The organism is Mycobacterium sp. NGS59 (assembly GCF_059812345.1).
Window position 1 is genome coordinate 27,081 of record NZ_JCALCN010000014.1, and the last position, 20,128, is coordinate 47,208.

Genomic DNA, 20,128 nt, shown 5'->3' on the forward strand with positions numbered 1-20,128 from the left:
TCATGGTCGACCCGGGCGCCGACTACAACACCGGCACGAATACGGACTCCTCGAGTCTGGCGTGGTCGAGCGGCACCGAGGTACCGGACATCCAGGGCACGCCGGCGGGCGAGGCGCGAGACGGCCGAGGTGTGGACCCCGAACCGGTGATCGTCGAGCAGTCCTGGAGCGTGGTGTTGGGCAGGTCGATCGCGGTTTTGTTGATCTGCATCGGGGTGGCGGCGGTGATCGTGGTCGTCGGCCTGTTGCTGCTCAAGGACGATCCACCACCCAGCGCCACGCCGGCGCGCACCACCACGGCGCCCGCCACCACGACCGACATCGCCTCCACTCCGGATCAGGACAGCCGGTACATCGCGGCGCTCAATGAGAAGGGCGTCGTCTTCCGAAACCCTGACGTGGCCGTCTCGAACGGTAAAGCGGTGTGTCAAAGCTTCGTCGCAGGACAATCGGCCGAGCAGATAGTGGCGGACTTCCGTGCGGCCAACGCCGAACATCCCGAGTATGCCGACAACGCCGAAGCGATTGTCGGTGTCTCGGTTCGTGCGTACTGCCCGCAATACGCAAAACAGGTTGCTACCTACTGACCTCGGAGCTGATCGACCCCATGGGCGGCGGTAAGGCCAGACGTCAGTCAGTAACCGCCCGAAACGCGCTGACCAACGCCGACAACACCTCGTTCGCCTGCGCAGGATCGGCCGGCAACGTTCCGGCGAAGCGGATGTCGGTGGCCCCGTCGGCCAGCAGCTGCGGGACCACCGCGACCGAAGCGCGAGCGTCAATAGCGTGACCCGGGCCCTTGACCAGCGTCGCGGAGCCCTGCACCTGCAGATCGCTCGGGTCCCCACCGACGTCGGCGATCGCGGCCTTCATCGCCGGGACGGCTCCCTTCAGATCACCGATGGCCGGACCCCAAGGGATCCAGCGCTTTCCGAATCGGCTCAACCGTCGGGCTACCGCCGGATTCACCGTGCCGCTGACCCAGATGGGTATGCCGCCGGGTTGCACCGGCTTGGGCATCTGGTGAATGCCCTCGAAGCAGAGTTCGGCTGAGCTGTAGTCGGCGCGCTGCTGGGTCCACAGTGTCTGGCACACCTCCAGGGTGTGATCGAGCAGACGTCCGCGACGCCGGAAGGGCAGTCCGACTGCTTCGTATTCCTCGCGCTGCCAACCGATTCCGACACCCAGGTCCATCCGCCCACCGGACAACGCGTCGATGGTGGCCAGTTGCTTGGCCAGCACGGCCGGACGACGCAGGGCGGCGAGCAGCACGCCGGTCGACAACCGGATCCGGCTGGTGGTGGCCGCCACCGCCGTCAGGAAGATGAGCGGTTCCAGCCAATGCCCGTCGGGTCCGGTCGGTTGTCTGCCGCCGGCGGTTCCCCCCGCGGAGGGGTCGCCGTACGCCTCGAGGTTCTCACCGAAGACGACGTGATCGGAGACGACCACCCGGTCGACGCCGGCTGCATCCATGGCGCGCGCCATGTCGACGGTCGCGGTCCAATCCTCGTCGGGGCGGTCGCTGAAGGTACGCAGATACATCGAGAGTTTCGGACGACCCGTCATGGGTCACGAGCCTACGGCGCGCGAGCGTCCCGCCGCGCCTTCTGCTGCGCGAGCAGACGCAGAATCGCACGATCGCGCGCGATCCAACGCGATTCTGCGTCTGCTCGATGCTTACGCGGCACCTTCGTTATCCGCATGCCGAGAGCGGTCAGCTGGAACCGCAGCTTCGCCGAGGTTGATCCCAGCGGTCGGTCACCACAACGTCCGACAACGGCTTGCGCCGCACCGGATGGTGTCCACCGCGCGGCCAGCCGACGGTGAGCAGCGCAGCGATCTGCCAGTCGGCGGGCATGGCTGTCACGGAACGCAATTCCTGCTCACACGAGTAGTGCCACAGCGTGATCGCGGCGCCCAGGCCCTGAGCCCGGGCGGCGAGCAGAAAGTTCTGCACGGCGGGAAAGATCGAACCCCCCTGCTGCAGTTCGGTGGCCCCCGGTTGAGGTCGGATGCAGAACATGACCAGTGCGGGTGCCGCGCCTCCGATCCGGGTGTGCTCGGCCATCGTTTTCAGCGCGCGCGACTTCGGGTCGTCGGCCCCGTCCTGCGGTTCGGTCAGGTCGTAGTACTCGGTCATCGCCTGCCACGTCTTCGCGGCGCCGCGCGTCACCACATCGCGCGCCTGCGTGGACTCGAGAACCACGAACTTCCACGGCTGTTGGTTGCCTCCCGACGGAGCCCAGGTGGCGGCCAGCAGACACCGTTCCAGCACATCGTCGGCAACGGGTTCGTCCCGGTACCGCCGCACAGCGGAACAGGTTGCCATGAGTTCCCACACATCCTGCGGTGGAACGGATTTCGTGCTCATGTCCGGGGCTGTGCCGTCGGCGGCAGCACACCTCGCCAGGTTCCGCCGCGCACCGGGCCGGTGACCAGTGGCAGATCCAAGGTCGACAGCAGTCCCGGCGGTGCGGCGATCACGGCGGGAATGGCGTTGAGTTCGCGCATCACGGTCGCATAGGTCAGTCCGCGCATGTTGTTTCCGCGGCCGTGCATCTCGACGTCGACGGTGTAGGTGGGCAGACCGTCGATGATGACCCGGTATCCACCGTGCGGCGAAGGGTGACGAGGCCAGTGCGGGGCGGAACCCTCCCCCATCCGGGTGATGTGTTCGAGCACCACGCGTTCTTCACCGTCGACCATGCCGGCGAGCTTGAAACGCATGCCCCCCATGGTTCCCGGCTCGATCCACCCCGAGGCAACCTCGTAACGCTCTGCGGCCAGCCACTTCTCGATGGTGGTGTGAACGTCATCGAGCGGCAGGCCGACGCCGTCTGCGACCAGGTGCACGATGGGCGCCCACAGGGCGGCTAGCCGTTCGGTGTCGAACAGCGGTGCCGGATGGTCGGGCGGATGCCCGAATCCCATGAAGTCGAACATGATGTCGGGTTGGTCGATGGGGCCGTAGTCCAGAATCTCCAACATGGTGATCTTGTCGACCCTGCTGCTGAACCCGGTCATCGTCAGCGCCACAACGTCATTGGCCCAACCGGGGTCCACACCGCTGTTGAAGAAGCTGGTGTTTCCCTCGCGGCAGGCGGCCTCCAGCAGCTCGACGGTCTCCTTGTCGGCCGCGGGCGGGTAGCACATCGGCACCAGTGAGGTGCACACCACGTGCTTGCCAGCGCGCAGACAACGCGCGATGTCCTGCGCGGCTTCGCGATAGCGGTAGTCGCCGGACGCGAAGTACGCGACCACGTCGGCGTCACCCGCCAACGCGGCACCGATGTCGCGGGTAGCGATCACGCCGGTCGGCGGCATTCCGCAGAGCTCACCTGCGTCCTTTCCGTCCTTGGCTTCGCTGTGCACGACGACACCGGACAGCTCCAGCCCTGGGTGTGCGATGAGAGCCCGCAGCGCACCCACGCCGACCTGTCCGGGGCCCCAAAGGATTACCCGTGGCTGCTGCGCACTGTCCGCCATGTGCACCCTTCCCGCTCCGTGGTCATGCCGGCGATGTCTCAGGGCGCGCTCCGTAGCGCGCGTCGGCAGCGCGGTCCAGTGCGACGGCGGGCTCGCCGTACACCATTGCCCAGCCGCGAACCCGGCGATAGTAGAGCTGGATGTCGCATTCCATGCTGAATCCGTAACCGCCGTGGATGTGCAGGCTGCGACGTGTCGCGTCGCGTGCCGTCTCGTATGCGAACGCGAATGCCATCGCCGCCAGTTCACGTACCCGGGCTGGCTCGTCGGCAAAGGCACACGCCGCCTTCAGCGCAAGCAACCGGGCTCCGTCGGCGGCGGTCGCACTGTCAGCCAGGGGTGTGACACCGCTTGGAACTTCCCGATCGCAGATCCGAAGGCGTGCCGCTGTTTGGCGTACTCGACCCCGATTTCCACGGCTTTCTTCGCCGCGCCTGCCAACGCGGTCGCGGTGAGCGCCAGCCACAGGTCGAGGCCGCTCGCGAACAGTTCCCTCGCACGGTCACCGTCGGCGAGCACGATGTGGCTATCGGGAAAGACGATGTCCGCCAACGGCATCGAACCCAAATTCGGCACAGCAGTGCGGTGCTGTCCGAGTGGCACCGCCACGAGCCGTCCGTCCACCATCGCCACCACATGGTCCGCGACGGCTCCTGCGGGGACCAAATCCAGTCGTCCACCGCGGCCGGTGCGCGGTGCAAAGGTAACCAGTCGATCCCCGGTGAGGGCCTGGCTGAGCAAACTGGCGCCGGCGTCCCCCGCGGCCGCGAGTAACCGGGCGGCGACCTGCGCTTCGATGAGCGGCACCGACGCCACGGCTCGACCGAATTGTTCGGCGGTCAATGCGAGGTCGAGCACGGAAGCACCCCACCCGCCGGCTTCTTCCGCGACGGCCATCGCTACCGCACCCACGTCCTGCAACGCCTTCCACAGCACGACATCGAAACCCAGTGGCTCGGCGGCTCGTACCCGCTCAGCCGACGATTCGCGGGCGAACAAGGCGAGAAATGAACCCACCAGTTGCCGCTGCTCGCCGGTCAGGCTCAGGTCCACGTCTGCAGGTCCCATCGCAGGCGGATATACTCGCTCTCAAAATCGAGAGTAACATTATCGCCTGCGTCGAGGGATCGGGTGCCCATGCATTTCCAGCTCGACCCGGAGACCGAAGCCTTCCGGGACCAGGTGCGTGCCCATCTGCGTGAGGTGCTGACCCCGGAGTTCGAAGAGCGGATCTACCGCAGCGGCGTTGCCCACGACGACGATTTCGCAAAAGGACTCGTCGAGAAGGGTTATTTTGCCCCCGAATGGCCCGTCGAATGCGGCGGGCAGGGCCGCAACGGGTGGGATGCGCAGGTCGTCAACGAGGAACTCATGCGCTTCGACGCGCCCATGTACCTGTCCGAGACCACCCGCATGGTGGCCTCCATCATCCGCGCCGTCGGAACCCGCGAATTGCAGGATCTCATCCTCGACGGCGCGATGAACGGCGACATCACGATCGCCCTGGGCTTCACCGAACCCGAATGCGGGTCAGACGTCGCGGCGGCGAACACCAGGGCGGTGCGGGACGGCGAGCACTGGGTTATCAACGGCAGCAAGATGTTCACCACCAACGGTCACCTGGCCGACTACGTGTTTTTGCTGACACGCACGAACACTCAGAAGCCGAAGCACCAGGGGCTCACCATGTTCCTGGTCCCGCGGGACACCGACGGCTTTGCGGCGCAGGCGATTTGGACGCTGTCCGGAGAGCGCACCAACGTCACCTTCTATTCCGATGTTCGAATCGGCGACGAGTGGCGGGTCGGCGAGGTCGACGACGGGTGGCGAGTCATCGGACTGTCGCTGCAGGACGAGCATGCATCCGGTTGGGGTCCGCACCTGGCGCGGTTGTTGCACCACGCGGAGCGATGGGCACACACACCGGACGACGGCGGCGAATCACCCATCGAAAGCACGGACGTTCGCCGGCGACTGACCCGGGTCGCCATCGAGAACGAAGTGTCGATGCTGCTTCAACGGCGCTGTGTGTGGTTGCTCGAGCAGGGCGAGGCCCCGGTGGCCGAGGGTTCGATGTCGAAGGTCTTCAGCACCGAAGCGCTCGAACGGGCGAGTCAGGACATCATCGAACTCGTCGGCCCCGACGGCCTGCGCAGCTATTTCGAGCCGACCGCACCCGAGCAGGGCCGGTTCGAGCATCTGCTGCGATTCTCGTTGGGCACCACGATCTATGCCGGGACCAGTGAGGTGCACCGCACCATCATCGCGCAGCGCGGACTCGGTCTACCCCGTTAGCTTCCGCGCTCGCCGGGGCGACGCGGTGCGCGCGGTCGACTTCCGCGGCGCGCGTGGCTTCGGTTCCGCCACAGGCGGACTGACGGCCTGCTTGCACCACGACCACAGCTCGTCCTCGGTCAACTTGGATCCTTTGCCGCCCAAGTGGAATACGCCGATCTGGGCCAACGCCGTCAATGTGGTGTTCAGCAGCGTGGTGAGTTGGGCGGGGGTCAGATCGTTGCGCACCAATCCTGCTCGCGCGCAGGAGGTGATGATCTTGGTCAACAGTTTCAGGTGCGGTTCCCACACTTTGGCGAAGTCGGCGGGCCGATTGATCTCCAGGCTCAGGTTGTAGATAGTCATCACCCGGCCGCCCACCGATTCCGACGACTCGGCGCGATACAGGACGCCGCGACAGAACGCCTCCAGTTGCTCCATCGGGCCTTCCGCGGCCGCGACTTCCTGCCGGATGTTCTCGGTGAACTGACTGGTGACGTTCTCGTACAACGCCAGCATCAGTTCTTCCTTGCCGGCGAAGTGTTGGTAGAACGCCCGCAGGCTCAAATTCGACCGGTCGATCAAGGTTTGGATCGTGAAGTCGGCTTTGCCCGACTCCTCCACCAATTCCAGCGCCGTGGCCAGGAATCGGGAACTGCGCGCGAGAGCCCGCGCTCTCGCCGAGCTCAGGCGCCGCTCGATGGTGCGTTCCTGCCATGTGGTCGGCGGCTCGACTTCGGGATCGACGATTTCCAACTCGGCTTCGGAAGCGTTGCCGGCACTCTTTTTTGCAGCCATGGTCAGCTCAGAATACTCGCAGACCCCCAGAGCCCGCATGCTACCCACACCAGTTCATGCAGTACCCTGAAAACGGCCATTCTCGCTCAGGGGAAATTCGGTGTACGGCCATCCTCGTAAGGAGTGCGACGTTGAGCGCAGACATACTGATCGTCTCACCGGACGACCATCTGGTGGAGCCGGCCGACTTATGGACCAGCCGGCTTCCGGAGCGCTATCGGGACATCGGGCCGCGGATCGTTCGCACCCGCGGTCGCATGGACCCGACCGTCACCTCCGATGTGGCGTTCATCGAGGACGAGGACGGCCGCGACGCCGACATCTGGCACTACGAGGACAAGACCATCCCGATCCCGCTGATCAGCGCCGCCGCCGGGTACGACCTCGACGAGCTCACCACCGACCCGATCACCTACGACGAGATGCGCCCGGGCTGTTATCGTCCGGCCGACCGGCTGGCCGACATGGACATCGCCGGCATCGAGGCTTCGGCGTGCTTCCCCAACACCCTCGTCCGGTTCTGCGGCCAACGCTTCCTGTACGGCAAGGACAAGGAGCTGGCGAAACTCTGCGTGGAGGCCTACAACGACTTTCAGATCGACGAGTGGGGTGGCAGCTCCAACGGCAGGTTGATCCCGCTCGGCATCATCCCGCTCTGGGACGTCGAACTCGCCGCTCGTGAGGTCGACCGAGTGGCCGCCAAAGGCATGCGCGCCGTGTGCTTTTCCGAGTTGCCCTCTCGTCTCGACCTCCCGTCCATCCACAGCGGCTACTGGGATCCGTTCTTCGCCGCGTGCGAACGAAACCAGGTGGGCATCATGCTGCACATCGGATCGAGTTCGTCGCTCACCAAGTCCTCCCCCGATTCTCCCCATGTCGTCACCAGCGCGCTGATGGCGGTGAACTGCACTATCGCGCTGGTGGACTGGCTGTTCTCCGCGAAGCTCATCCAATTCCCCGACCTCAAGATCGCGTTCGCTGAGGCCCAAGCCGGCTGGATTCCGTACTACCTGCAACGGGTCGATGAAGTCTGGGAAGACCGCCGGGCGTGGGGCGGCATCCACCCCTTGCTCACCGAACCGCCCAGCAGCCAGGTGCCCGGGCGGGTCTACTTCTCCACCTTCGGTGACCCGGTCGCGTTCCGCATTCTCGACCTGGTCGGACCGGATCAGTTGATGTTCGAGACCGACTACCCCCACAACGACACCAACTGGCCGAGAAGTCTCGAGGTCGCCAACAAGGCGACGGCCGGCCTGGATCAGGAGACCAAGCGGAAGGTGCTGTCCACCAATGCGAAACGGTTCTTCGGACTCGCGTAACCACTGAGGGTTACAACGCCTTCCATTCCGGTTTGCGCTTCTCCAGAAAGGCACGCGGCCCCTCGATGGCGTCCTTGGTCAGCGCCACCTTCATGCGGTAGTTCTCCGCAAGGAGTTCGGCCTCGTAAATGGGCAGCGACAATCCCTTTCGCACCGCCATGCGCGAACCGCGCACCGCCAGTGGCGCATTCGAGTTCACCACCTCGGCAACCTCCCACGCCCGGTCCATGAGCTGTTCGTGCGGTACGACTTCGGTGAACACTCCGAGGTCATATGCGCGCTGTGCGTCCAGTCGCTCATGCCTGCCCATCAGCACCAGCCGCATGGCCACCGGCAGCGGCAGGATCCGGGCCAGCCGAACGGCTTCCCGGCCCGAGGACACCCCGATGCTCACGTGCGGGTCCATCAGCGTCGCCTGCTCGGACGCGATGGTGATGTCCGCGGTCGTGACCAGGTCCATACCCGCTCCGCACGCAATGCCGTTGACGGCACAGATGATCGGCTTCGTCATCTGCAACCACGGCGGCGTGGCCTCCTGCGGTGCATCCCACTGCCGCATCGAACTCAGAATGGGTTCGCCCTGATTGTCGATGCCGGCCGCATTCTCCATGTCGTGGTCCGCGGCCTTGTTCACGTCCGCGCCCACACACAGCGCCCGTCCGGCGCCCGTCACGATCATGGTCCAGATATCCTGCGAGTGCTCGATTTCCGCATACGCGACCGCAAGCTCGGCGATCATCTCGTCGTTGATCGCATTGAGCACCTGCGGGCGGTTGAGGGTCAGACAGGCGGTGTGCTCCCGGACCTCGACGTCGATGGTGTCGAATTGTCTCACCTGGCGGGACTCCTGTTCTCCCACAACCCTTCCGAAACGACTGCGGCACTCGGGCGGAATCCGAGTATGTCGTGAAATCTATCGCAATACCGGGGCCAGACATCGGGATTGAGCAGACGTGGCGGCACGCCGCCGCCGAATATCGTCTGCCACTGCGTGGCCGCGGCAACCGCGATGTCGTGTGCGGCTTCGGCGGTGATGCCCGCGGTGTGCGGCGTTGCGACGACGTTGTCCAGGCGCAACAGCGGGTTGTCCTGTCGCGGCGGCTCGTCGTGGAACACGTCCAACCCCGCCCCCGCAATCCAGCCGTCTGCCAGCGCCTTCAGCAGGGCCGCCTCGTCGTGCACGGGGCCGCGCGCAGTGCTGATGAAGAACGCCGTGGGCTTCATCGCGGCGAATTGCTTGCGGCCCAACAAGCCTTGTGTCTCCGCGGTCAGTGGGCACGTCACTTGGACGAAGTCGGAGCGGGTGAGAAGTTCGGTGAGGGAGACCAGCCGGACCCCACGGCCGCGAGCGGACGCGTGGTCGACGTAGGGGTCGAACGCGAGGACATCCATATCGAACGGCGCACACAACTCCACCAGGCGACTACCGATGGCACCGAGGCCGACCACGCCGAGGGTCTTGCCGAGCAGTTGGGTGCCTCGCAGCGCCAGCCGGTCGTCGAGCGTTCCGGCACGCAGCCGCCGATCGGCGATCGTTATCTTCTTGGCCAGGTCGAGCATGAATCCGAGTGCGTGTTCGGCGACGGCCTCGGCTCCCGGACCGGAGTTGTTGCACACCGCGATCCCCGCCCGGGTGCACGCCTCGACGTCGATCACGTCGTAACCGGCGCCCGCCGAACACACCGCCAGCAGGCGCTCGCACCGTTGCACCAACCCGGCGCCCACCAACCACTGCGCCCCGTCGGCAAACGGCGCGACGTCGGTCCGGGTGGCCACCTGATAACCGTGCGCGGATTGCAGTGCCGCCCAACCCGGCTCGGGCGGGCCGTCCAATTCGAGCCGCACCAGGTCGACGTCGGCCCGCTCCAGCATGTCGCCGGCCACCGGATCGGTCCACCGCTCGTAGACCAGTCGCGGACGGAGAGTCATCGCTTGATCTTGGGTTTGGCCTGAGCAGCCTTGAACATGTCGGCCAGTGCCGTGTCGACGTTGCGGTAGTCGTTGCGCGCGATGGCGCCGTCCCGACCCTCGACCACGTCGTAACCCAACCTCAGATCCTTGTTCTCCATGTGGAAATACTCGCGTCCGATGGGTAGCCGCCGGTGCTCGCGCGGCACTTCCATCCAGGCGCGCAGGAAGCAACGCGCCTTCTTGGGATCGGTGCTGCTGACGAAGTCCGACCTGGAATGGCACATCGCGAAGTTGTTGGCCACCGCCGCCTCGCCGGACTCGAGACGAAACTCGACTTGTTGTTCGACCAGCACACTGCGCAACAGTTCTACGGCCTCAGTCTGTTCGGGCGTGAAGTCACGGCCGAGCGTCTTCATGGCGGGCAGGATGCTGCTGTAGGTGAAATTGATGCAGATCCGCCCGTCGATCTGGGAGAACACCGGCACGTCGTAGGGCGTCACGTCGGGTTGATCGTCTGGCTGTTCGCTACGCCGATGATGCGGAAAGCCCTGATACAGAACATCAAGCAGGTCCGGACGTTCGCTCAGGATGCGATTGTGTGCGGCCGGCCCACTGGCGAACTGACTCTCTCCGCCGGTAGCTGCCGGATAGACGCACAACAGCGACAGAATGTCGGCGGCGTCGTTGTGCATTGCCAACTCCGCTCGCGACTTGGTGCCTCGGGCCGGTTGCACGCCGCCGGGCAGCACCTCCTCCTGGACCCGCACCATCCGATGCCCGAAGGAGTTGTTGGACACCAGGTAACCCAGATGGGTGCAGAACGCCCAGTAGATGCGTTCGAGCTCCTCGATCGAATGCTGCTCGACGGGAAACCCACGGACACACGCCAGTCCCTTGCCGAACATCAGATCCCGGTACAGCCGCGCCAGGTCGTCGTCGAGATCCGGATGCCGGGCGTCGTCGGGAGTGATGGCGTCTCGGTCCTTGTGCTCGGTCTTGGCCAGAATCGATTCCAGCGCAGCCACGTTGCGAGCCGACAGGTCGAAGGTGAAGTCTTCCTTGCTGGTGAAGTCCGCGCCGGTCCAGGCCATCGGGTCGGTGACTCGTTCGGTGTAGATCGCGGTCGGCATCCGGTCCTCCTGTTGTCGTGGCGTCGCCTACTCCGACGGCCCCTCCAGTTCGCGAAGCGCCGACGCGCGGGCCGCGGCCGCTTCGGTCATCATCCCGATGTCCGTCCCCGCCGAGATGAATCGCAATCCCAGTCCTACAAAGCGTTCCAGCAGGTCAACGGACTTGATGCCAGCCACACCGAGCGCCACGCCGTGGCTACGACAGGCCGCCGCGACCGATTCTACGGCACGGTGGAAATGATCATTCTCATACTGCCCGTGAATGCCCATCTCGGCGGTCAGATCACTCGGTCCGATCAGGATCATGTCGATGCCGTCGACCGCCGCGATCGAGTCACAGGCCGCTACTCCCGCGCGTGTTTCGATCATCACGGCCACGACAGTCTGACGTTCCAACACCTCGGCCAGTTCCGCAGCCGTCCGCGGCGCGTAACCGCTGACCAGGTTGGGGCCCGAGATCGACCGGTGACCTACCGGCGGAAAGCGTGCCGCGCTAACGACGTCCGCAGCCTTTTGGCTCGAATCAATGTGCGGCACAATGACTCCCACGGCACCCACGTCCAGCACCCGGGCGATCAGGCTCGCGTCGTGGGAGGGCACCCGAACCAGGCCGGAGATGCCGGCACCCAGCGCGCCGGCGCAGAGCAACTGCGTTGTCTCCAGGGAGGTGGCGGTGTGTTCGAGATCGACGTAGACGGCGTCGTACCCGCAAGCCGCCGCTATGGCGGGTACCTCCGGGGTGCGCGAACTCTGCAGCGCCAGACACAGCACCAGCGCCTCACCGCGCAGTGCGTCACGCAAGGCTCGGGTCATAGCCTCACCGTAGCCGATGCGAGAATAGCTCTTGCGTATTCCGGTGAATGGCCGTTATCGGCGGCTGGCCCGGTGTGGTAACCATAGCTATGCCGTCGGACCGCGTCGCAATCGTAGGGGTCGCGCTGTCCGATTGCGGCCGGGTCCCCGACAAGACCGCCATGGCTCTGATGGCCCAGTCCTCGCGCCGGGCGATCGCAGACGCGGGCCTCACCAAAGACGATATCGACGGATTCGGCGGTCACGGAACCTTGCTGCCGCCGGTGGAAGTCAGCGAATACCTCGGCCTGCGACCCGCCTGGGTCGACGCGACCAACGTCGGCGGCTCGTCGTGGGAGGTGATGGCGCGGCACGCGGCGGCGGCCATCGCCACCGGCGAGATCGACGTCGCGTTGTTGACTTACGGGTCGACCGCACGATCGGACGTCAAGCGTCAGACCCGCGCATCGGCCGCGGCCATCGGTACCGCAGGCGCGCTGCAATACGAGGCACCCTACGGCGCGACGCTGATCGCCAAGTACGCCGTGGCGGCCAGGCGTCACATGATCGAATTCGGTACCAGCACCGAACAACTGGCCGAAGTCGCCGTTGCGGCACACGAATGGTCGGCGATGAACGAGGACGCGTTCGACCGTGAACGCATCACCGCGGCAGACGTCGCGGCCGCGCCGATGCTGGCCGATCCGTTCACCGCTAAGCACGTCTGCCTGCGCACCGACGGCGGTGGCGCGCTGGTGCTGGCCAGCGAGCGGGTAGCCAAAGACTGCGCACGGGAACCGATTTGGATTCTCGGTGCGGCAGACGCGACGTCACACGTGAGCATGGGCCAGTGGCCGGACTTCACCACTTCGCCGGCCGCGGTCTCAGGGCCTCGGGCGTTCGCGCAAGCGGGTGTCACTCCGGCAGACATCGACGTGTGCCAGCTCTACGACTCGTTCACCTCGACCGTTCTGCTGACCGTGGAGGACCTGGGTTTCTGCGCCAAAGGCGAAGGCGGAACGTTCATCGGATCAGGCGCGCTGCGGCCCGGCGGGGCGCTGCCCACCAACACCGACGGCGGCGGCCTGGCTTCGTGCCATCCGGGGATGCGGGGGATGTTCTTGATGGTGGAGGCGGTGCGGCAACTTCGGGGCGAGTGCGGCGCCCGTCAGGTCCCCGATGCGAGGCTGGCCTGTGTGCACGCGATGGGCGGTTTCTTCACCCACAGCGCCACAATGATCCTCGGGAGGCAGTATTGAGCGCGGACCGGCCGACCATCGACGCCGACAGCCAAGCCTGGTGGGCCGCAGTCCAGGACCAGACGTTGACGGTCAACACGTGCCGGTCCTGCCGGCGGGCGTCGTTGTATGTCCGGCCGTTCTGTCCGCACTGCTGGAGCGAGGACGTCGAGTTGACGCCCGCGACCGGGCGCGCCCGGCTCTACACGTGGAGCGTGGTTCATCAGAACGCGGCACCGTTCCACGCGCGGACGCCCTACGTGTTGGCCATGGTGGATCTTGAGGAGGGTCCGCGTCTGATGACGGTCGTTGAGAACTACCCTCCCGAAAAGCTCACTGCCGGAATGGAATTGGTCGTAGCATTCCGCCGGGACGACGACGGTTTCGTCGTCCCGGTGTTCCATGCCGCCAGCCATTGATATAGCGCTCTTCGGCGGCTATCCGCGGCGGGCTGAATCGTGCGACTATGGGTGTCGCCGTATTTCTCGATGGCCGGGTTGGAGGACAACGATGTCGTATCTGATCACCGCACCAAACCTCTTGACGGCAGCAGTCGCAGACGCGGCGGGTATCGGCTCCGCGATCTGGGCGGCCAACCAGGCGGCGTTGGCTCCGACGAATACCGTGCTGGCCGCTGCGGCCGACGAAGTGTCGGCGGCGATCGCCTCGCTGTTCTCCGGTCACGCCCAGGCATACGGAGCGGCCAGCCTGCAGGCGGCCGCGTTCCACGAGCAATTCGTGCAGGCACTGGCCAACGCCAGCAAGGCTTATGCCTCCGCCGAGGCGATCAACGCCGGTCCGTTGCAGCCCCTCGTCGACCCCATCTTGGGCGCGATCAATGCGCCCACGAATCTCTTCCTGGGGCGTCCCTTGATCGGTGACGGCGTCAACGGCGTGGCCGGCACCGGGCAGGCCGGTGGAGACGGCGGGATTCTGTGGGGCAACGGCGGCGCGGGCGGGTCGGGTTCGCCGGGGCAGGCGGGCGGGCGCGGCGGCAACGCCGGACTGTTCGGCACTGGCGGTATCGGCGGCACCGGTGGTCTGCGTGGCGCGGCCGGCGGTGCCGGTGGCACGGGCGGGTTGTTGTGGGGGAACGGCGGGGCCGGCGGCACCGGAGGACTCGGCGGCAACCTGTTCAGCTTGACGGTGCCCGGCAACAACATACCGATCCCCGGCGGAACCGGTGGAACCGGCGGCGCAGCCTATTTGTTCGGCGCACCAGGCGCGACCGGCGCGACCGGGAACGTCTCCTCGGTGTTGTATGTGACAGAGACACAAGCCGCGGCCGCTTACGCTCTGGCCACTCCGGACGCGAATTTCCTGCTGATCGGCACCGACGGCACGAATCTGAGCAGGATCCTGGCGCTGGGTGCCGGCCCCACGGGGACGCCCAACTTCCACGCCCTGATGACGCAGAGCACCACTTCCGCGTCGACGATCATTGGGCACACCACCATCTCCAACCCGTCCTGGACCACCATCCAGACCGGTGTGTGGGGCGAGACGACGGGCGTGAGCAACAACATCTTCACACCGTGGACGTACGACGACTGGCCGACCGTGTACAACCACCTCGAGAACGCCTACGGCGACCAGGTCAACACCACGGTCATCGCCGACTGGAACGTCATCACCGAGATCGCCGCCGCGGGCTCCAACCCCGCCGACAACATCGAATTCGTCCCGCAGGTCGCGGGCGACCCGGACTGGCTGGCGACGACGGACCTGGTCGGCCAGAAGGCCCAGGCCGCGATCCTGGCAGCCGACCCGGACAAGGGCAATCTGATCTTCGCGTACTTCACCGGGCCGGACGTGAACGCCCATGCATGGGGCGGTGATTCGCCGCAGTACGCACAGGCGCTGCGAAACATGGACGCCAACCTCGGCCTCGAGTTGGCGGGGCAGCCCGAGGCGACCCGAGGCCTGTTGGGTGCGGTCGCCGACTGGGAGGCCGACCTTTCCAACAACGGCGAGGAATGGACCGTGATGGTGGTCACCGACCACGGAGAGGTAGGACCGCCCCAGCCCTTCGGCATCACCCACGGCTTCCAATCACCTTTGGAGACAGCGTCATACGTGATCTTCGACCAGGCGTACGCCAACCCGCTCACGACAGACGGCTGGATCAACAACTCGTGGCAGATCGTGAGCACTACGCCGACGATTCTGGATCAGTTCAGCCTTCCGACGCCGGGCTATATGCAGGGTGCGCCGGTGACGTCGCCGGTCTACGCCGGCACCTACGTCGATCCCGGCGCCAACCTGTTCAGTGTCCTCAGCGCCGACTTCGCCGCCCAGGGCTACCCCGATGTGCCGGACAACCTCCGACTGGGGTTGCGGACCATCGCGTCCTCGATTCCGTACTTCATGTACGAACCGATCCAAGGCATCGTCGACGCGATGCCGGACTTCTTGCAGCTACCGGTGTCCTGGATCGGCGCCGGGGTCTACCAGACGGTGAACATCCCCGCACAGATCGCCGTCCGGTTCACCGGTGTGACCGGCAACCAGATCATCCCCCCGATACTCAACCCGTTCCACAGCTAGACTCGCCCAGGCGTTCGGCGACCAACCGGGGCCGACCCGCCGCCAGCGCGGCGAGCTTCCTGCGCTCGACCTTGCCGTTGGCGTTGACCGGCAACGGTTCTGCCCAGATCACCAGTTCCTCGGGCAGTTTGAATTTCGGCAGTCCACGGGACAGCAGCGCCGCGGCGACGTCACCCAGAGACAGTTCGACCCCCGGTCTTAGCACGATAGCCAGCGCGAGGCGCTCACCGGTCGTGGTGTCGGCCACCGGATAAGCGGCACACTCACGGACCCCGGCGATCCCGGACACCACCTCTTCCACCTCGGCGACCGGGATTTTCATGCCGTTGCGGATCACGATGTCTTTGATCCGGCCGACGACACGCACCCGGCCGTCGGCGATTTCGGCGACATCACCGGTCCGAAACCAGTCGCCATCGAAGGCAGGCTTGTCGTCGGCGCTTTCGGTATAGCCGAGGAACGCATGCGGACCCCGGATACAACACTCGTTCGGATCCGCCGGCGACCCGACCCGCACCTCGACGTCGGCGAGGGCCACGCCGTCGTCGGCATGCCTGGTGTCTCGGGGCTCGCCGCGCAGACCGGCCGTGCTCACCGGGACCTCCGAGGAGCCGTAGGCGCGCATGACGACGATGCCGAACTCGTCCTCGATGCGCTCGACGATCCGCCGATCCAGCATGGTGCCGCCGAGGAACACCGCACGCAACGGGACCGGGTACCGCCGCGCCGCCGCCTCGTCGAGCATCCTGTCCAGCAACCGATCCGGTCCTCCGTACCACGTCGCACCCGATGCGACCGTCAACTCACAGGTCGACACCGGATCCCAGCGTTCCTCGAGCACCACCGGTATCGCCAGCATCGGCGCGATGAACAGTGCTTGCACCACCCCGGTGACCGACGCCAGCGGACTCACCAGCAAGATCCGGTCCTGCGCCGTGAGCCCCGCCGCCGCAATGTAATTGACCGAGGCCTTGGTCAACGTGCTCAGCGAGTGGATGACCCCCTTGGGTCGCGACGTCGTACCGGAGGTGTACAGCACGAGACACGGTTCGTCGGCCGGGCGGGACGGCTCGATACCGCCGGTGGTCAACCTCCCGACGGTCTCGATCCACTGCAGGGGGATATCCCCGGACGGCGCCCAGTTGGGGGCCGCCCCGAAACGGGCACCCGTCCGCGCGACGATCTCCGCAATTTGTGCTGCACCCGCGCTGCGCGCCACGAGCAGAGCCACCGCGTCGATGCGCAACGCGGCGTGCACGGCCACCGTCGATTCGACGTCGTTGCCGACGACCAGCACGACGGAATTGCCCGCCGTCACACCGGCGTTCAGCATCACTCGAGCAGCGGCGTCGATGCGCTGATCCAGTTCGGCATAGCTCAGTTCGGCACGCCGATCGATGACCGCGGGCCGGCCGGGATACCGCGCCGCGGCGAGCCGAACCGCATCCGCGGGCTGCGCCGACCAGAATCCGGCCGCGCGGTAGCGGGGCCGCAACGCTGCAGCTCGCCGGTGCGCATTCTCCAGCAGGCCCACGACGCCCTCCGATGCAAATGACTGTTCTCGATTGGGTAAATGTAACCTCTCCCCATGCCGACAATGACTTTCGACAACCAGGTGGCGGTGGTGACCGGTGCGGGCGGCGGGTTGGGCCGTTGCCACGCCCTCGAGTTCGCCCGCCGCGGCGCGAGAGTGGTGGTCAACGATCTGGGCAGCGCGGTCGACGGCAGTGGCGCGTCCGCGTCGGCGGCCCAGTCCGTGGTCGACGAGATCGTGGCCGCCGGAGGAACCGCGATCGCCAACAACGACTCGGTGGCAACCGAGGAAGGCGGCGCCGCGATCATCGCAGCCGCGATGGACAATTTCGGGCGGGTCGACATCCTGGTGAACAACGCGGGGATCCTGCGCGACGCGGCGTTCAAGAACATGACCGCCGACCAGGTCGACGCGGTCATCGAAGTGCACCTCATCGGCACGTTCAACGTGACCCGGGCAGTCTGGCCCGTCATGCGGGAGCAGAACTACGGCCGCATCGTCCAAACGACCTCCGGCACCGGCCTTTTCGGCAACTTCGGGCAGGCCAACTACGGTGCGGCCAAGATGGGCCTGGTCGGGATGATGCACGTACTCGCGATCGAGGGTGCCCGCAACAACATCGCGATCAACGCGATCGCGCCCATCGCCCGCACCCGGATGACCGAGACGATCATGGGCGAGTCGGGCAAGGTCATGGACCCCGAGCTCGTCACTCCGGTGGTGCTCTACCTGTCTCATCCCAGTTGCGACCGCACCGCGCACATCTACTCGGTGGGCGGAGGAAAGGTGTCGCGGGTCTTCGTCGGCGTGACGAAGGGAATCCAAGACGCCGCCCTGACACCGGAGAAAGTGGCGGAGTCGATAGACGAGATCGATGACAGCGCCGCATTCACCATTCGGGGCGGACCCGCCGCCGGTTGACCAGGCGTCAGCGCCCCGAGAAACGAGGCCGACGCCGCTCGGCGAACGACGACAAGCCCTCCTGAAGGTCACTCGTGCGCGACACCACCTCCTGAGCCCACGCCTCCTGCTCGAAAGCACGGTCACGTCCCGATTCCGACGAGACCGCCAGCAGCCGCTTGGTCAAGCCGAGCATCACCGTCGGGCCGGCAGCCAGCCGCAATGCGAGCTCTTCGGCGGTCGCATCGGTATCGTGCTGCGCCACCACACGATTGACCAATCCGAGGCGTTCGCAGGATGCTGCGTCGACGGGCTCACCGAGCATCAACAGCTCGGTCGCCTTGCGCAGGCCCACAATTCTCGTCAGCAGATGTACAGCACCGGAGTCGGGCAGGATACCGCGATGGACGAACGCCTCGACAAGCCTTGCCTCGGTGGACATGACGACCAGGTCGCAGGCCAGCACCAGGCTCGCGCCGGCGCCGGCGGCAGTGCCTTTGACCGCGGCGACAACTGGTTTGTCGCAGTCCAGGATGGATCCGATGAGCCGCTGCCACCCGCGCTGCAACATTCGCGCCACGTCACCGGGACGTCTCTCTGCGGCCGGCGACGCCGACGCCGACAGTCCCGCCCCGGCGCAGAAGTGCCGCGTGCCGCTCGCGCTCAGCAGGACGGCGCGCACGCCGGGGTTGTCACCGGCTTCCGCGAATGCTTCGGTCAGTGCGTCACGCGCCAAGGGCGACAAGGAGTTTCCCAACTCGGGCCGAACGATCGTGATCCGCGCGACGGCGTCGTCGCCGATCCTGACGACGATCCCGGATTCTTCTTCACCCATACCGCTCTACCCCTGCGTTAACGGCGTTTCCGCTTTTCGGGTATCTTAATTTCCACTCTGTCTGGCTGCGAGTCCGGCTACCGCACGGGCCACAACGAGGAGGCAGTGCGATGGCCGAGACCGGCCGGATCACCGATGAGGGGCTGGCCCGATTGCGCGCCACCATCGGTATCGCCGTTCCGCACACCCAGCCTCCGCACTATTTTCGTCCGAACGAGGACGCGTTCCGCCATGTCGCCGAGAGCTACGGCGATTCCAACCCGTTGTGGGCGGATCCGGAGTACGCGGCCAAGACCGTCTGGGGCGAGTCTGTCGCCCCGCCCGCTCTTGTCGGCGGCGACACGCTGATCGGTGAGGACGAGGTTGCCGCGCTGTCCGACGAACAACGTGCCCTGACCAAGGGTGACCCGCTGCGCGGTGTGCACGCGTTCTACGCCTCGTCGGCGCGGGAATGGTGGGCCCCGTTGCGTGCGAATCACCGGGTGTATCGGCGTAATGCGCTGGTGGCGGCGCTGGACAAGTCCAGTGAGTTCGCCGAGCGCGCCGTCCACGAGTGGTCGGCCCAGGTGTTCCGGGACGACGAGGGCACGATCCTGGGCGGCCAGTACCGCAACATGATTCGCACCGAGCGCAGCAAGGCGCGGGGCCGAAAGAAATACGACGCTGTCGAGCCGAAGACGTGGACCGCCGAGGAGATCGCTGAACTCGACGAGCGGTATGCGCGCGAGACGGTGCGCGGTGCGGACCCGCGCTGGTGGGAGGACGTGAACGAGGGTGACGAGGTCGGACCACTGACCAAAGGGCCACTCACGGTGACCGACATGGTGTGCTGGCACGTCGGCATGGGCACCGGGATGTACGGTGTCCGGCCGCTGCGACTGGCGTGGCGCAACCGGCAGCGCATCCCCCGCTTCTACACGCTCAACGAGCACGGCGTCCCGGATGTGCAGCAGCGGGTGCACTGGGATCCGAGTGCGGCGCGAAACGCCGGTAATCCCAATACTTTCGACTACGGTCGGATGCGCGAGACCTGGTTGATCCATCTGTGCACCGACTGGATGGGTGACGACGCATGGTTGTGGAAACTCGACTGCGAGTTCCGGTTGTTCAACTATGTGGGCGACGTGCACACCATCACCGGCATCATCGCGCGGAAGTATCTCGCCGACGGCGACCGTCCCGCCGTCGATCTCGAGCTGGCCGCGACCAATCATCGGGGTGAGGTCACCGCACCGGGTCACGCCACGATTCTGCTGCCCAGCCGTGAACGCGGGCCGGTTCGCCTGCCCCGCCCGCCCGCCGGCGCCACCAACCTGACGGAGCTGCTGACGGCGGTGTCCGCGCAGTTCGCCGAGCGCTGACGC

18 protein-coding genes and 1 pseudogene are annotated in these 20,128 nt (G+C 66.1%); 8 read left to right on the top strand and 11 right to left on the bottom strand.

Annotation, left to right across the window (positions count from 1 at the left end; genetic code table 11):
• Positions 1 to 2: 2 nt before the first annotated feature.
• Positions 3 to 587, top strand: coding sequence for a DUF732 domain-containing protein (locus tag AC5Y46_RS16300; protein ID WP_499944942.1), 585 nt, complete (start codon positions 3 to 5; stop codon positions 585 to 587).
• 43 nt (positions 588 to 630) lie between these two features.
• Here the strand turns inward: AC5Y46_RS16300 and AC5Y46_RS16305 are convergent, their stop codons facing one another.
• From AC5Y46_RS16305 to AC5Y46_RS16320, 4 genes and pseudogenes are all read right to left on the bottom strand, one after another.
• On the bottom strand, positions 631 to 1,566 hold the full coding sequence (locus tag AC5Y46_RS16305) for a TIGR03619 family F420-dependent LLM class oxidoreductase (protein WP_499944941.1): 936 nt from the start codon (positions 1,564 to 1,566) through the stop codon (positions 631 to 633).
• 148 nt (positions 1,567 to 1,714) lie between these two features.
• Complete coding sequence (locus tag AC5Y46_RS16310; RefSeq protein ID WP_499992306.1) at positions 1,715 to 2,329, bottom strand: nitroreductase family protein; 615 nt, start codon at positions 2,327 to 2,329, stop codon at positions 1,715 to 1,717.
• A 38-nt stretch (positions 2,330 to 2,367) separates the two neighbouring features.
• Entirely contained in the window at positions 2,368 to 3,486 is a 1,119-nt protein-coding gene (locus AC5Y46_RS16315) for an NAD(P)H-dependent amine dehydrogenase family protein (RefSeq protein ID WP_499992195.1), read from the bottom strand.
• Between the two features lie 22 nt (positions 3,487 to 3,508).
• Positions 3,509 to 4,539, bottom strand: a pseudogene (locus AC5Y46_RS16320) (acyl-CoA dehydrogenase family protein).
• 84 nt (positions 4,540 to 4,623) lie between these two features.
• On the opposite strand from AC5Y46_RS16320, the gene AC5Y46_RS16325 reads away from it, so the two are divergent.
• Positions 4,624 to 5,781 (top strand): acyl-CoA dehydrogenase family protein, encoded by a 1,158-nt coding sequence (locus AC5Y46_RS16325; RefSeq protein WP_499992196.1) that lies wholly within the window; start codon positions 4,624 to 4,626, stop codon positions 5,779 to 5,781.
• Here the strand turns inward: AC5Y46_RS16325 and AC5Y46_RS16330 are convergent.
• Positions 5,770 to 6,558: a TetR/AcrR family transcriptional regulator gene (locus tag AC5Y46_RS16330; protein ID WP_499992197.1), complete on the bottom strand. Its 789-nt coding sequence runs from the start codon at positions 6,556 to 6,558 to the stop codon at positions 5,770 to 5,772. The two genes, AC5Y46_RS16325 and AC5Y46_RS16330, sit on opposite strands and share 12 nt — an antisense overlap.
• A gap of 131 nt (positions 6,559 to 6,689) precedes the next feature.
• Here AC5Y46_RS16330 and AC5Y46_RS16335 point away from each other — a divergent pair, with 131 nt between their 5' ends.
• Complete coding sequence (locus tag AC5Y46_RS16335; RefSeq protein WP_499992198.1) at positions 6,690 to 7,877, top strand: amidohydrolase family protein; 1,188 nt, start codon at positions 6,690 to 6,692, stop codon at positions 7,875 to 7,877.
• A 10-nt stretch (positions 7,878 to 7,887) separates the two neighbouring features.
• Here the strand turns inward: AC5Y46_RS16335 and AC5Y46_RS16340 are convergent, their stop codons facing one another.
• From AC5Y46_RS16340 to AC5Y46_RS16355, 4 genes are read right to left on the bottom strand one after another with little or no spacing between them, the layout of a single operon-like run.
• On the bottom strand, positions 7,888 to 8,712 hold the full coding sequence (locus tag AC5Y46_RS16340) for an enoyl-CoA hydratase/isomerase family protein (protein WP_499992199.1): 825 nt from the start codon (positions 8,710 to 8,712) through the stop codon (positions 7,888 to 7,890).
• On the bottom strand, positions 8,709 to 9,806 hold the full coding sequence (locus AC5Y46_RS16345) for a hydroxyacid dehydrogenase (protein WP_499992200.1): 1,098 nt from the start codon (positions 9,804 to 9,806) through the stop codon (positions 8,709 to 8,711). Before AC5Y46_RS16345 ends, AC5Y46_RS16340 begins: the two co-directional genes overlap by 4 nt.
• Entirely contained in the window at positions 9,803 to 10,918 is a 1,116-nt protein-coding gene (locus tag AC5Y46_RS16350; protein ID WP_499992201.1) for a TauD/TfdA family dioxygenase, read from the bottom strand. Before AC5Y46_RS16350 ends, AC5Y46_RS16345 begins: the two co-directional genes overlap by 4 nt.
• Before the next feature lie 27 nt (positions 10,919 to 10,945).
• On the bottom strand, positions 10,946 to 11,731 hold the full coding sequence (locus AC5Y46_RS16355; protein WP_499992202.1) for an HpcH/HpaI aldolase family protein: 786 nt from the start codon (positions 11,729 to 11,731) through the stop codon (positions 10,946 to 10,948).
• Between the two features lie 89 nt (positions 11,732 to 11,820).
• Between AC5Y46_RS16355 and AC5Y46_RS16360 the strand changes: the two genes are divergently transcribed.
• The 3 genes from AC5Y46_RS16360 to AC5Y46_RS16370 all read left to right on the top strand — a co-directional run bounded on the left by AC5Y46_RS16360 (position 11,821) and on the right by AC5Y46_RS16370 (position 15,495).
• Positions 11,821 to 12,969 (top strand): acetyl-CoA acetyltransferase, encoded by a 1,149-nt coding sequence (locus AC5Y46_RS16360; RefSeq protein WP_499992204.1) that lies wholly within the window; start codon positions 11,821 to 11,823, stop codon positions 12,967 to 12,969.
• Positions 12,966 to 13,367 carry a Zn-ribbon domain-containing OB-fold protein gene (locus AC5Y46_RS16365; protein WP_499992206.1) on the top strand — a complete coding sequence of 134 codons (402 nt, stop codon included), beginning with the start codon at positions 12,966 to 12,968 and terminating at the stop codon, positions 13,365 to 13,367. Before AC5Y46_RS16360 ends, AC5Y46_RS16365 begins: the two co-directional genes overlap by 4 nt.
• Before the next feature lie 91 nt (positions 13,368 to 13,458).
• Positions 13,459 to 15,495, top strand: a complete 2,037-nt coding sequence (locus AC5Y46_RS16370) for a PE domain-containing protein (RefSeq protein ID WP_499992208.1) — start codon at positions 13,459 to 13,461, stop codon at positions 15,493 to 15,495.
• Here AC5Y46_RS16370 and AC5Y46_RS16375 read toward each other — a convergent pair.
• The gene (locus AC5Y46_RS16375) at positions 15,476 to 16,990 is read right to left on the bottom strand and encodes a class I adenylate-forming enzyme family protein (protein ID WP_499992307.1); all 1,515 of its coding nucleotides are present in this window, start codon (positions 16,988 to 16,990) and stop codon (positions 15,476 to 15,478) included. The genes AC5Y46_RS16370 and AC5Y46_RS16375 overlap by 20 nt on opposite strands.
• Before the next feature lie 93 nt (positions 16,991 to 17,083).
• On the opposite strand from AC5Y46_RS16375, the gene AC5Y46_RS16380 reads away from it, so the two are divergent.
• On the top strand, positions 17,084 to 17,950 hold the full coding sequence (locus AC5Y46_RS16380) for an SDR family NAD(P)-dependent oxidoreductase (RefSeq protein ID WP_499992210.1): 867 nt from the start codon (positions 17,084 to 17,086) through the stop codon (positions 17,948 to 17,950).
• A 7-nt stretch (positions 17,951 to 17,957) separates the two neighbouring features.
• On the opposite strand, the gene AC5Y46_RS16385 is transcribed toward AC5Y46_RS16380, so the two are convergent.
• Positions 17,958 to 18,764 carry an enoyl-CoA hydratase/isomerase family protein gene (locus AC5Y46_RS16385; RefSeq protein WP_499992213.1) on the bottom strand — a complete coding sequence of 269 codons (807 nt, stop codon included), beginning with the start codon at positions 18,762 to 18,764 and terminating at the stop codon, positions 17,958 to 17,960.
• Between the two features lie 110 nt (positions 18,765 to 18,874).
• On the opposite strand from AC5Y46_RS16385, the gene AC5Y46_RS16390 reads away from it, so the two are divergent.
• Positions 18,875 to 20,125 carry a hotdog family protein gene (locus tag AC5Y46_RS16390; RefSeq protein ID WP_499992214.1) on the top strand — a complete coding sequence of 417 codons (1,251 nt, stop codon included), beginning with the start codon at positions 18,875 to 18,877 and terminating at the stop codon, positions 20,123 to 20,125.
• Positions 20,126 to 20,128: the final 3 nt, after the last annotated feature.